Raw genomic sequence first — 12,475 nt, 5'->3', positions numbered from 1 at the left:
ACACAGGTCGAGGGCACATACTGAAACCCGAAATACCTTGTCCGACTTGTTGATTACCGATTGTGAGAATGCGATGACTGACATCGATCTCGGCGTGGCCAGCGACTGGGAAGAGGGCGATACGCACGGCCGGATGCGCCTGACTCCGAGCAAGATCTATCCGAATACGCCAAAGCGCGATGTGACGATCAGCGGGCCGAACGGCATCGAGTTGTCGGTGAACACCAACTTCAGCAATACGCAGGAGGCTGACAAGATCTTCTTCACCACCTATCGCGGGACCGAGAAGGTGGTTCTCGCCGTGCTGGATTCGGACGGCAATCTGCTGATCCGGGGCCAGGTCATCGACAAGCAGTCGAACCTTTCCTACTAGCGGGCTGATTCGCGGGAACGAAGCCTCCGGAACTCGCTTCCGGAGGCTTTCGCGTGGGCGGTCAGCGCCTGGGTTGCACCGGCCGAGATGGCGGGAGTTGTCCGGAGGCGGTGACGGCGCATTGGGTGGCGATGCGGGCGGACAGATCGGGGAGGAACGGTGTGAGGTGACGGGCGACGGCCTGGCCGGTGTGCAGGAGGGTGGCCAGGATCCGGTCCAGATCCGGGTTTTCGGACGGTGATTCCCAGGGGCGGCTGTCGTTGATGTAGCGGTTGGCGGCATCGACGATGGCGCGGTGGACGAGGCGGGCTTCGGTGAAGTCGGCGTCGCCGAGGCGGGGTGGTTCGCGCAGCAGCCACCAGCGGACGGCGTCGGGGCCGTAGGTTTCGGCCAGGGCGGCGGGGTCGATGGTGTTGCCGAGGGCGGTGAGGTAGTTGGCAAGGGCGTCTCACCAGACATAGACGACCTGGGTCGGTAGAGATCGCCGGCGGCCGCGCTTGCCCGCCACAGCTTCTCGACCCCCGCCCGATGCCGGGGATCGCTGCTGGTGCGGATCACCGAGTCGATGGAGAGTGAAAGCGGCTGCGCCAGTGCGGTGAAGGCCGCCGCGTTGGCGTCCACGAACTCCTGGACGCCGATCCCCGCGGCCTCCGCCGCCAGTACGTTCTTCAGCGAATTGTCGTCGGTGCCGGTGTGCAGCCGGACCTGCTCGCCGCGCCCGCGCAGATAGCGCGCGAGCACATCGGCCTGCACCAGTTCCAGCGCGAACCCCAGGTGCGGGCGCGCGTTGACGAACGGCAGGGTGGTGGTGATGTAGGTGGTCATCGGATCCTCCGGAAAGACGGCAGGGGCTCCGACCCCGAACACGAATCGAGGCCCCGGTGGTCAGGGCCTCGAAACGGTTGTCGCGCAGCGTCAGTGGCCCCTGGAGCGGGGCATCATGGCGAGGGTCTGCGCGGACGGGTTCCCGCCCGGAATGCTACCGGCGCGACCGCCGGACCGACAGCGAATTTGCGTACCGCAGCGGGCTCCGCACTGTCATTCCGTGCCACCCTTTGAATACCAATAGGTATTCTTTCCGGCATTCCCCAGGAAACACATTGGGTGCGCGGAATTCTCGGGCAAACGCCGCACATCGATCATGAAGCGTGTGTAGCGTCGGGCTTGCTCGAGAACTCTTATGAACAAGTGGTGGCGTGGTGCTCGGTATTGACGGCTGCTTGAAACGCATCGGCGAAATTCCCGGTGCACGCAGCGTGACACTGGTAGATGGCGCGAGTGGCCTGGCGATAGCGGCGACCGGTCGGCACGAACTGGTGGACCCGGACGAAGATGCCGCTGCCACAACGGATGTGGTGCGCGCCGTGCTGGCCTGCCCGGCGCTGGCCAGCGGGGACGGCGATGAGATCAGCGAGATCATCGTGTGCGGGCCACGCGGTTACCACCTTCTGAATTTGATCGACGGCGACTTCGACGGACGCTTGTTCGTGCATGTGCTCTTCGACGAGGACAGCGGAAATCTGGCCATTGCCAGATTCCAGCTCCGCACCATTCTTGCGGAATTTGCTGGCGGCCCATCGGAATTTGCTGAGGGCCGTCATGCGCGGTGAACTGGCGGTCGAGTTGGCTCGCCTGGAATCCGAACGGCTAACCGGAGTACTACGCACCGGCGACGGCGCCTTCCACCTCATCGAGGGCGCCATCGTCGGCGCGGACTGCCGCCGCACTCCCGGCCTGGATCGCATGGTGATCGAGGCCGGGGTGGCGACCGCCGAGGACTGGCGGCGTGCCGTCACCGGCGACGCGGGACACGTGCTGGAGCGCCCGCGCCTGGAAGCCCTTGCCGTGCTGTCGGTTTTCGACGCCGCCTACTTCCTGCTGTCCGCTCCCGCGCTGGCCGAATTTCAGCCCGCTCCCCCGCACTGGCTGGCCGGCGTCTGCCATATCCCGCCCCGCGCCCTGGTGCACGAGTGTGCCCGCCGCGGCGATCAGGGCCCCTGGTCGGCGGGCCTGGTGGACCGTGTCCCCGTCGTCCCGGTGCGCCGGACCAGGCGAAAGCGCGTGGTGCTCACCGGCGGTCAGGCCGAGGTGCTCGCCGCCGCCGATGCCCGCCGCAGTATCGCCGTCATCGCCCGTGACCTGGGCCGCACCGCCTACGGCTGCCTGGTGGCCGTCCGCGACCTGACCGCGGCGGGCCTCATCGAACCACCCGCCCCGCACACCCCCGTCGTGATGACCGAGTCGATGGTCACCGAACCGGTGGTCGCCCCCGCCGTCACCGGACCGGTGCCGCTGCCCCGCAGGCGCGGGCGCGCGACCGCCATCGCGGCCCCCGCGCCGCTGCCGGTGCCGGACCTGTGGGAACCGGTGGATCGGGACATACTCGTCCGCCTGCGTGCGGCTTTGGAGGAGCTCGCGTGAACACGCGGAAGAAAAGGCTCGGATTGATGGGAAGGTTGACCAAGGTGGCGATGCCCGAACCCAACGCACAGGTGTTGGCGGAGCTGAAAGCCTTGCGGGAGCGGGTACCCCGGGTGACGGGGTCGCTGGTGGCGTCCAATGACGGACTGCTCATCGCGCACGATCTGCCCACGCAAATCGAACCGACAGGGATGGCCGCCATGACGGCCGCGCATCTCTCACTCTCGCACCGGCTCACGGTCACCGCGCACGGCGGCGGCTTCCACGAGGTGGTGGTGCGCGGCACCGGCGGCCACGTCGTCATCTACGCGGCCGGCTGGACCTCGCTGACCGTGCTCGCCGAACCCGAGATCAATATCGGCCGTCTGCATCTGGAGTCGCGCCCGGTGGCCCGCGCCATCGCCGACCATCTGGCCGTCACCGCCAAGAACGGCACCAAGGACCCGGCAACGAAAACCGAATGAAAGGAAAACGCATGTCCAACATGGATATCGCGCTGAAGGACATGATGGTGATCGACGGCTCGATAGGCGCGGCCGTCGTCGACTACAACAGCGGCATGGCGCTGGGGATGCTCGGCAGCTCCAAGCAGCTCGACCTACAGGTCGCCGCCGCCGGCAATACCGAGGTGGTGCGGGCCAAGATGCGCACCATCGAACAGCTCGGACTGGGCGAGGCCATCGAGGACATGCTCATCACCCTCTCCAACCAGTACCACATCATCCGCCCGATGACCGGGCGCAAGTCCAAGGGCCTGTTCCTGTACTTGGCGCTGGACCGGGACCGGGCGAATCTGGCGCTGGCCCGGCATCGGCTCAAGACCATCGAAGAGGATCTCGAGGTCTGAACGGCGCGCTCTGCGCTACCGTTTCGAAGTGCTTCTGGACGACTTCGAGAACAAGGACAACTGGGAGATCGCGGGTACGGGCGCGGCCCGTACGCATCTCACCACTTTCATGGAGGGTGCGCCGAACAAAGAGCCCGGAGTCTACGCGGATGGTGTTGCCGGGCGTGACATCCGGGCTCTGGTGCTGCTCGTGCGTTCGGCCACCGACGAATTCGAGGTGGAGCTCGTCCGCAAACCGGACGCGGCCTTCCCGATCGCCGGTGACCTGGCGGCGGTGAACCTGTGGATCCGTTCACCGCACGCCGCGCTCCTGGTTCACGCGCACCTGCGCGATGCCGCCGGGGCCTCGCGAGATGTGCTGCTGGGCAAGGTTTCCGGCGAACCGGAGTGGAAGCAGCTCGAAGCGGAGCTGCCCGATCCGGTCACCGATGCCGTGCTCACGGGCTTCACCATCCGGATCACGGAAGTGGTCAAGACCCAGGGCGAGGTGATGATCCTGCTCGACGATCTCACCGCGCGGACGCGTTCCTGAGCAGAACCGACAGGACCGCCGCGACCAAGGACAGCGCGGTGATCCCGGCGAAGGCGAGCTGATATCCGGAGGCCGGATCCCAGCCCGAAGCCGTTGCGCGGGACAGGATCACCGCGATGCCCGCGACCCCCACCGCGCCGCCGATGCGCTGCACGATATTGACGAACGCGGTGGCGTCGGGCAGTTGCTCGCGCCGCACGGAGGCGTAAGCCGCCGAGACCAGCGGCATGGCGGCCACCCCGGTCGCCAGTCCCGCCAGGAACAACAGCACCTCGACCAGCGCCGCGTTCGCGTTCACGGGAAGGAACACGAACGGCAGGAAGGCCACTGCGACAAGGAGATTCCCGGCGATGGCGACCCGGCCGCCGCCGAACCGGTCGGCGAGCCGCCCGCCCAGCGGCAGCATGACCACGCCGCCGGCGCCGAAGGCGATCAGCTCCACGCCGGTGCGGATCAGGCCGTCCCCGTGCAGGACCTGGAAGTACAAGGGCAGCAACACCATCGCACCGAACATGGAGCCGCCCGCGAAGAAGCCGGCGGTGTTCGCGGTGGCGAAGGCGCGATTGGCGAAGAGCCGCAGATCCAGCAGCGGGTTGGTCATACGCACCCCGCGCAGCACGAACCCGATGATGCCCGCCAGGCCCAGCAGGATCGGCAACCACACCGAAAGCGCTGTGGCGGAGCCCTTCTCACCGATCTCGGACAGTCCGTAGACCACGGCCGAGACGCCACCGCCGCCGAGCACCACACCGGCCACGTCCAGCGGTTGCGTCGCGGTGCCGCGATCCATCGGCAGATAGCGCAGCCCCAGTGCCAGGCCGATCACCCCGAGCGGGATGTTGATCAGGAACAACCACTCCCAGCTCCAGTGCGCGAGCATGAGCCCGCCGATGGTCGGGCCGAGGGCGGGCGCGCCCACCACGGCGATGCCGACCACGCCCATCACCCGGCCCATGCGCTGCGGCCCGGCCGCCTGCCCGAGGATGGTCTGCCCCGCCGGAATCATCAGCCCGGCGGCGAGCCCTTGCAGAATCCGCAGGGCGATAAGCCAATTCGCGGTCGGCGCGAAGGCGCAGGCCGCCGAGACGATGGTGAAGGCGGCCAGCGCCAGCACCCAGAGCCGCCCCACCCCGACGCGGCGGGCCAGCCAGCCGACGACGGTCAGCGAAACGCCGAGGGCGAGCAGGTAACCGCTGGCCACCCATTGAATCGTGGCCAGTGAAGCATTCAGGTCGGCCCCGATGGTGTGCAGCCCGATATTCACCAGCGAGGTGTCGAGCATGCCCATGACCGCGCCGAACACGACGACACCGGCGGTGCGCCAGACGTGAGCGGGGATCTTGTCGGATTCGACGGGTTTCGAGATGACGGGGGTTGCGTCGTCCGTGCGCGTCTGCGCCATCGGACCCCTCCTTCAGTTGTTGTTGAGCACTACAATTGCTGAGGGTAACAATGATTGAGTCACTCAACAATAGATATAATCAACGGGTGACCGAAGACCGCGAGTATCACCCCCGGGGCCTGCTGCGTTTCCCCACGTACGCACTCGGCAAGCTGCACAAGAAGTTGCATAACGAAATCGACTCCAACCTGCGCGAACACTGGGTGCTGACCTACCTCGCCGAACAGGGCGAGATCTCGCAGCAGACCATGGCCGATGCCATGGAGATCGATCGCAGCGAAGTGGTACGGCTGGTCGACAGCCTGGAGAAGGCGGGCTTGGTCAGCCGGCAGCGCGATCCCGCCGACCGCCGCAAGAACTGCCTCGTGATCACCGCGGCCGGGAATCGGGTGCGAGCGGAGACGGACGCGAAGGTCGCCGCCACCACCGAGGTACTGCTGCACCGCCTGACCCCCGCGGAACGGGCCCAGCTGCACGAACTTTCACTCAAAGCGCTCGGATACGAGCTCGGCGACCTCGAACCGTAACCAACCCGCCGGTCCGGATTGCCCGTTGCGCCCGGCCCGCGAACCGCTACCGTGTGCACGTGCCTTCTCGACCCCGGCTTCCCCGCCTACCTGCTCTGACACCCCCGCTGGACGCCCGGCGCGGGTATCACCAGGCGGAAATTCTCAACGAGCTGCGGCGACTGATCATGGAAGGCAATCTGCCGCCCGGGACCGGTATGCCGCTGGGCGAGCTGGCCCGAAGCTTCGGGGTGAGCGCGATTCCGGTGCGCGAATCGTTGCAGACGCTGATCGGTGAGGGACTGGTCGAGCACAAGCCCAACCTCGGCTATCAGGTCACCTTGCTGACCACGCGCGAGTTACGGGAGCTGTACGTGGTCCGCGAGCGACTGGAATCCGCTGCCCTCGCCGCGGCCGTCGACCGGGCCACCGCGGCCGACCACGAACTGGCCCGCGAGACCCACACCCTGCTGGAGCAGGCCATCCTGACCGAGAACGCGCTCGCCTATCACCGCGAGACCCGCAACTTCCATCTGGCCCTGGTCCGCCCGTCCGGCATGGCCCGCGTGGTGCACATGCTCGAATACGCCTGGAACATCACCGAACCCGTGCAGCCGATGGTGCACGCCAGCACCGCCGACCGCATCGTGCTGCACGCCGATCACTCCAAGCAGCTGGCCGCGTTCCTCGCCCGCGACGCCGAGGCGCTGCTGCTGGCAACCGATGAGCACCATCTCCGCTTGAACGGAGTAGTGTCGCGCCTGCCTACCGATACCGGACTTTTTGCGGAACCTGACGACGTACAAGATATATAGTTTCAGCAATACCCGGGCAATACCGACTCGATAGCGTCGCGCACACCTTTGGTTTCCGATGAACGGGACCTGACGAGATCGGATGTGCGAGATGACCGAAACCGTTGCGCCGTCGGCAGCGCTGCCGGCGACCAACGCGCCGGATTACGATCCCCGGCTGACGAACGAAGATCTGGCTCCGCTGCGCAAGCAGACCTGGGGCACCTACAACATCTTCGCGTTCTGGATGTCCGACGTGCACAGCGTCGGCGGATATGTAACCGCGGGCAGTCTCTTCGCGCTCGGCCTGCACTCCTGGCAGGTGCTGGTGGCCCTGGTCGTGGGCATCACCATCGTCTACGGGCTGTGCAATCTCGTCGCCAAGCCGTCGCAGGTGACCGGAGTTCCGTATCCGGTCATGTGCCGCAGCTCGTTCGGCGTGCTCGGCGCGAACATTCCGGCCATCATCCGCGGGCTGATCGCGGTGGCCTGGTACGGGATTCAGACCTTCCTCGCCTCGGCCGCGCTGGACGTGGTACTGATCAAGCTGTTCCCCGGGCTGGCCAAGTACGCGGTGGTCGGCGATTACGGGTTCCTCGGGCTGTCGGCGCTGGGCTGGGCGAGCTACCTGCTGCTGTGGGTGTTGCAGGCGGCGGTGTTCTGGCGGGGCATGGAATCGATCCGCAAGTTCATCGACTTCTGCGGGCCCGCGGTGTACGTGGTCATGTTCGTACTGTGCGGGTACCTGATCTGGAAGGCCGGCTGGAGCGGCATCGACCTGAACCTGGGCAAGGCGACCTTGAGCGGCTGGTCGGCGCTGCCGGTCATGCTGGGCGCGATCGCGCTGGTGGTGTCGTACTTCTCCGGGCCGATGCTGAACTTCGGTGACTTCTCGCGCTACGGCAAGTCTTTCGCGGCGGTGAAGAAGGGCAATCTGCTCGGGCTGCCGCTGAACTTCCTGGTGTTCTCGCTGCTGGTGGTGGTGACCGCGTCGCTGACGATTCCGGTGTACGGGGAGCTGATCACCGATCCGGTCGCCACCGTGGCGCGCATCGACAACACCTTCGCGATCGTGCTGGGGGCGTTGACCTTCACCATCGCGACCATCGGCATCAATATCGTCGCCAACTTCATCTCCCCCGCGTTCGACTTCTCGAACGTGAACCCGCAGAAGATCTCGTGGCGGATGGGCGGCATGATCGCCGCCGTCGGGTCCGTGGTGATCACGCCGTGGAACCTGTACAACAATCCCGATGTCATCCACTACACCCTGGAGACGCTGGGCGCGTTCATCGGCCCGCTGTTCGGTGTGCTGATCGCCGACTACTACCTGGTGCGCAAGCAGCGGATCGTCGTGGACGACCTGTTCACCATGAGCGAGCGCGGAAGCTACTGGTACCGCAAGGGTTACAACCCCGCCGCCGTGCTCGCGACCGTCGTCGCCGCGGCCGCCGCGGTGTTCCCCGTCCTGACGTCCGGCACCGTGACCGGCATGTACACCGCCGCGCAATACAGCTGGTTCATCGGCTGCGGGCTGGGATTGATCTGCTATTACCTGCTGGCCACGCGCGGACCGCTGAAGCTGTCCGTCGCCGGAAATCGGTGAGGATCATGCGAATTCGAGTCATCAACCCGAACACCACGGCGGCCATGACGGCGCTGATCGAGGCGAGCGCGAAAGCTGTCGCCGCGCCCGGGGTGCTGATCGAGGGGATCACGCCGAGCATGGGGCCGGCGTCGATCGAGAGCCACTACGACGAGGCGATGGCGGTGCCCGGCCTGCTCGCGGAGATCGCGGCGGGGGAAGCGGCGGGCGTCGACGGGTATGTGATCGCGTGCTTCGGCGATCCCGGGCTGGACGCGGCGCGGGAGCTGGCGCGCGGGCCGGTCATCGGGATCGCGGAGGCGGCCATGTACGCGGCCAGCCACCTGGGGCGCTCGTTCAGCGTGGTCACCACCCTCGCCCGCACCGCCGGGCGCGCCCACGATCTGGCGGAACGCTATGGCATGCAACGGTTCTGCGCGGGCGTGCACGCCTGCGAGATCCCGGTGCTGGAGCTCGAGGATCCCAAAGCGCGCCGCGTCATCGCCGACGCCTGCCGTGATGCCGTGCACGCCGACAATTCCGATGCGATCGTGCTGGGCTGCGCCGGCATGGCGGATCTGTGCGAATACTTGACCGAGGAGGTCGGGGTGCCGGTGGTGGACGGGGTCGCCGCCGCCACGCTGACCGTGCAATCGCTGGTGACCATGGGCTTGCGCAAGTCCGGGCGCGGGGAGTTCGCGGCTCCGCTGCCCAAACGGTACGTGGGATTGCTGAACGGATTCGGGATCGACGAGCAGGAGGATCGGGCGTGATCTTGTCACCGGATGTGCTGGCCGGGTTAGGATCTCGGCTGAACGGCGTGGACGCGGAGCTGGCGCGGGACTATCCGGGTGACCGGCCCGGGCAGCCGATCCACACCGCGTACATCAGCGGTGCCGATGCGGCGCCGGATATGCCGCGGGTGTGGGGTGCGGCGGCGCTGAAGCTGGCCGAGGCGCAACGCGGGCTGCTGAGCGAGCTGGCCGGGGACGAAGTGGTGGCGCGGGTGCTGGACGTGTTGCGGGAGCGGCCGATCCAGGATCTGCGCTTCGATTTCGAGGACGGGTACGGGACGCGTGGGGACGAAGTCGAGGACGCGGATGCGCTGCGGGCGGGGGCGGCATTGAAAGCGCTTCCGGCCGAGGTGGTTTCGCGGGGTATTCGCATGAAGGGGCTCACCACGCTGGAGTGGGCGCGGGCGGTGCGGACGCTGGAGAAGGTCCTCGAAGGTGCGGGCGGGGTGCCCGACGGGTTCGTGTTCACCGTGCCCAAGATCCGGCATATCTCGCAGGCGGATATCGCTGTCGATCTTTGTGACGCAATGGAATCCGCACACGGTCTGACTGCCGGTTCCTTGAAGTTCGAGCTCCAGATCGAAAGCCCGCAGGCCATCATCGCCGCCGACGGGACCGCGCCGGTCGCGCAGGCCATTCACCGGTCGGCCGGGCGCTGCACCGGATTGCATTACGGCACTTACGATTACAGTGCCGCGTGTGGCATCTCGCCGCAGTTCCAGTCGCTGGAGCATCCGGTGGCCGATCACGCCAAAGCGGTCATGCAGGCCGCGGCCGCGCAGACCGGGGTCTGGGTGTGCGACGGGTCCACCCAGGTGCTGCCCATCGGCACCGATTCCGAAGTGCGCGCGGCGGTTTCGCGGCATTTCCAGCTCGTCACGCGGTCACTGGAGCGCGGCTACTACCAGGGCTGGGATATGGGTCCCGGGCATCTGGTCACGCGCTGGCTGGCCACCTTCAACTTCTTCCGCAATGCGCTCGGTGTCGCCGCGCCGCGCATCAGCCGGTACCTGGATCGCCAGGGCGGCGCGGTCATGGACGAACCCGCCACCGCGCAGGCTCTCGCGACCGTGGTGTTGCGCGGGTTGGATTGCGGCGCGTTCGACGCCGGCGAGGTCATCGCCCTCGCCCCCAAAGCCACCGTCGAGGTATTGCATCAATTGCGAGAGAGGAAGATTCCGGCTCTATGAGCGACGTCGATTTCACGCTGCTTCCCGACCTGGCCGTCCGCACCCTGGGGGGCGCGGTGGTGTGGGCCAATGACGAATCCTTCGCCGAGAAGGAGAACCTGATCCGGCCGGAGGAATCCGAATACTCGCCCGCCACCTTCGGGCACAAGGGCCAGGTGTACGACGGGTGGGAAACCCGCCGTCGCCGTGGGGATTCCGGCGCTTTCCCGGCCGATGACGACTGCGACACCGCCATCGTGCGGCTGGGCGTGCCCGGTGTGATCAAGGGCGTGGTGGTGGACACCGCCTGGTTCAAGGGGAACTATCCGCCCGAGGTTTCGGTGGAAGCCATTGCGGTGGAGGGTTATCCGTCCGTCGCCGAGCTGGCCGCCGCGACCGGCTGGACCACCATCGTGGACCGCGCCAAGGTCGAAGGCGATTCGAAGAACCCCTTCACCGTCGATTCCGGCCGCCGCTGGACCCATGTGCGCCTGCGCATGTTCCCCGACGGCGGCGTGGCCCGGCTGCGTGTCCACGGCATCGCGAAACCCGATCTGCGCCTGCTCGATTCGGGCCCCTTCGATCTCGCGGCGCTGGAGAACGGCGGCCTGGTCGCCGACTGCTCCAACCGCTTCTACTCGCATCCGCAGAACGTGCTCATGCCCGGCCGCGCCCGCGTCATGGGCGACGGGTGGGAGACCGCGCGCGGCCGCGACAAGAACACCAACGACTGGGTGCTGGTCCAGCTCGTCGAAGAGGGCGTGCTGACCATGGCCGAAATCGACACCTCCTACTTCCTCTTCAACAGCCCGGGCGCCGCCTCCCTCACCGGAATCCGCGCCGACGGCAGCGAAGTGGAGCTCCTCCCCCGTACCGTCCTGCAACCCGACACCCGCCACCGCTTCGGCATCACCTCCGACGCGGCTGTCGTCCAGGTCCGCCTGGACGCCTACCCCGACGGCGGGCTGGCCCGCCTCCGCCTGACCGGCACCCTCACCGAAGCGGCCCGCACCCGCCTGCGCGCGGACCAGGAAGCGTGAATCCCCATGAGCGACTTCGACCTCGCCTATCCGCGGGACATGGTCGGCTACGGCCCCAACCCCCCGCACCCGCACTGGCCGGGTGACGCCAACATCGCCGTCAACTTCGTCCTCAACTACGAAGAAGGCGGCGAGAACAACATCCTCGACGGCGACGAAGGCTCCGAAACCTTCCTCTCCGACATAGTCCCCGCCGCGTCCTTCCCCGACCGCCACATGTCGATGGAAACCATCTACGAATACGGCTCGCGCGCGGGACTGTGGCGAGTTCTGCGGCTCTTCGAACAGCGCGACATCCCGTTGACGATCTTCGGCGTGGCTCGCGCTCTGGAACGTAATCCCGAGGCGGTTGCGGCCTTCAAACGTCTCGGCCATGAAATCGCTTGCCACGGTTTGCGGTGGATCTCCTATCAGAGTGTCGATGCCGACACCGAGCGCAAGCATATGGAGGAAGCGGTTGCCATTATCACCCGTCTCTTCGGTGAACCGCCGAAGGGGTGGTATACCGGCCGCGATTCGCCTCGGACGCGTGAATTGGTGGTCGAGCACGGTGGTTTCAGCTATGACTCCGACTCCTACGCCGACGATCTTCCCTACTGGGTGAAGGTGGGTGACAAGGACCAGCTGGTGGTTCCGTATACGCTCGAGACCAATGACATGCGGTTCTCCTCTCCCGCCGGCTTCGCTAATGGCGAGGAGTTCTTGGGCTACCTCAAGGACGCCTTCGATGTGTTGTACGCCGAAGGTGAAGGCGGGGCCCCGAAGATGCTCTCCGTGGGGCTCCACTGCCGGATTGTGGGGAAACCTGCCCGGACTAAGTCCCTGGAGCGTTTCCTCGACTATGTCCAGTCTCATGACAAGGTGTGGCTGACACGGCGCATTGACATTGCCGAGCATTGGCGCAAGGTGCATCCGGCTGGTTGAAACGGCTTGTAGCGCGGGCTGATGTGGTCCGGAACTTTGGTTGAGTTCCGGGCCACTGTTGCGTTTGGCGACGGGGTAAAAGATTAAA

Annotated in this window: 14 protein-coding genes and 1 pseudogene; 13 read left to right on the top strand and 2 right to left on the bottom strand. The window is 66.5% G+C overall.

Annotated features, from left to right (window positions below):
- Positions 1-73 precede the first annotated feature (73 nt).
- Positions 74-373 (top strand): DUF6342 family protein, encoded by a 300-nt coding sequence (locus NI1_RS00080; protein WP_067812883.1) that lies wholly within the window; start codon positions 74-76, stop codon positions 371-373.
- Between the two features lie 480 nt (positions 374-853).
- Here NI1_RS00080 and NI1_RS40035 read toward each other — a convergent pair.
- A pseudogene (locus NI1_RS40035) lies at positions 854-1,198 on the bottom strand (class I tRNA ligase family protein); the annotation flags it as partial.
- Between the two features lie 371 nt (positions 1,199-1,569).
- Between NI1_RS40035 and NI1_RS00065 the strand changes: the two are divergent.
- From NI1_RS00065 to NI1_RS00045, 5 genes are read left to right on the top strand one after another with little or no spacing between them, the layout of a single operon-like run.
- Complete coding sequence (locus tag NI1_RS00065; RefSeq protein ID WP_245663004.1) at positions 1,570-1,983, top strand: hypothetical protein; 414 nt, start codon at positions 1,570-1,572, stop codon at positions 1,981-1,983.
- Positions 1,973-2,794 (top strand): hypothetical protein, encoded by an 822-nt coding sequence (locus NI1_RS00060; protein ID WP_067812877.1) that lies wholly within the window; start codon positions 1,973-1,975, stop codon positions 2,792-2,794. Before NI1_RS00065 ends, NI1_RS00060 begins: the two co-directional genes overlap by 11 nt.
- On the top strand, positions 2,791-3,258 hold the full coding sequence (locus NI1_RS00055) for a roadblock/LC7 domain-containing protein (RefSeq protein ID WP_245663003.1): 468 nt from the start codon (positions 2,791-2,793) through the stop codon (positions 3,256-3,258). The genes NI1_RS00060 and NI1_RS00055 overlap by 4 nt, the downstream gene beginning before the upstream one ends.
- A gap of 11 nt (positions 3,259-3,269) precedes the next feature.
- Positions 3,270-3,641, top strand: coding sequence for a hypothetical protein (locus NI1_RS00050; RefSeq protein WP_067812873.1), 372 nt, complete (start codon positions 3,270-3,272; stop codon positions 3,639-3,641).
- Between the two features lie 28 nt (positions 3,642-3,669).
- Entirely contained in the window at positions 3,670-4,173 is a 504-nt protein-coding gene (locus tag NI1_RS00045; protein WP_067812871.1) for a hypothetical protein, read from the top strand.
- On the opposite strand, the gene NI1_RS00040 is transcribed toward NI1_RS00045, so the two are convergent.
- Positions 4,151-5,575 (bottom strand): MDR family MFS transporter, encoded by a 1,425-nt coding sequence (locus NI1_RS00040; RefSeq protein ID WP_067812869.1) that lies wholly within the window; start codon positions 5,573-5,575, stop codon positions 4,151-4,153. The genes NI1_RS00045 and NI1_RS00040 overlap by 23 nt on opposite strands.
- An 86-nt stretch (positions 5,576-5,661) precedes the next feature.
- Between NI1_RS00040 and NI1_RS00035 the strand changes: the two genes are divergently transcribed.
- From NI1_RS00035 to puuE, 7 genes are all read left to right on the top strand, one after another.
- Positions 5,662-6,102 (top strand): MarR family winged helix-turn-helix transcriptional regulator, encoded by a 441-nt coding sequence (locus tag NI1_RS00035; protein ID WP_084522417.1) that lies wholly within the window; start codon positions 5,662-5,664, stop codon positions 6,100-6,102.
- Between the two features lie 59 nt (positions 6,103-6,161).
- A complete protein-coding gene (locus NI1_RS00030) occupies positions 6,162-6,896 on the top strand; it encodes a GntR family transcriptional regulator (protein WP_084522607.1) in 735 nt (244 codons plus the stop codon).
- A gap of 91 nt (positions 6,897-6,987) precedes the next feature.
- Positions 6,988-8,481: an NCS1 family nucleobase:cation symporter-1 gene (locus tag NI1_RS00025; protein ID WP_067814908.1), complete on the top strand. Its 1,494-nt coding sequence runs from the start codon at positions 6,988-6,990 to the stop codon at positions 8,479-8,481.
- 5 nt (positions 8,482-8,486) lie between these two features.
- Positions 8,487-9,233, top strand: a complete 747-nt coding sequence (locus NI1_RS00020; RefSeq protein ID WP_067814902.1) for an aspartate/glutamate racemase family protein — start codon at positions 8,487-8,489, stop codon at positions 9,231-9,233.
- On the top strand, positions 9,230-10,444 hold the full coding sequence (locus NI1_RS00015) for a DUF6986 family protein (RefSeq protein ID WP_439957213.1): 1,215 nt from the start codon (positions 9,230-9,232) through the stop codon (positions 10,442-10,444). The genes NI1_RS00020 and NI1_RS00015 overlap by 4 nt, the downstream gene beginning before the upstream one ends.
- Positions 10,441-11,463: an allantoicase gene (gene alc, locus NI1_RS00010; RefSeq protein ID WP_067812865.1), complete on the top strand. Its 1,023-nt coding sequence runs from the start codon at positions 10,441-10,443 to the stop codon at positions 11,461-11,463. Before NI1_RS00015 ends, alc begins: the two co-directional genes overlap by 4 nt.
- A gap of 6 nt (positions 11,464-11,469) precedes the next feature.
- On the top strand, positions 11,470-12,387 hold the full coding sequence (gene puuE / locus NI1_RS00005) for an allantoinase PuuE (RefSeq protein WP_067812863.1): 918 nt from the start codon (positions 11,470-11,472) through the stop codon (positions 12,385-12,387).
- The last annotated feature ends 88 nt before the right edge of the window (positions 12,388-12,475 follow it).

Origin of the sequence: Nocardia inohanensis NBRC 100128 (assembly GCF_001612945.1) — a bacterium.
Lineage (GTDB): Bacteria > Actinomycetota > Actinomycetes > Mycobacteriales > Mycobacteriaceae > Nocardia > Nocardia inohanensis.
This window is presented reverse-complemented; position numbering and strand designations above follow the sequence as displayed.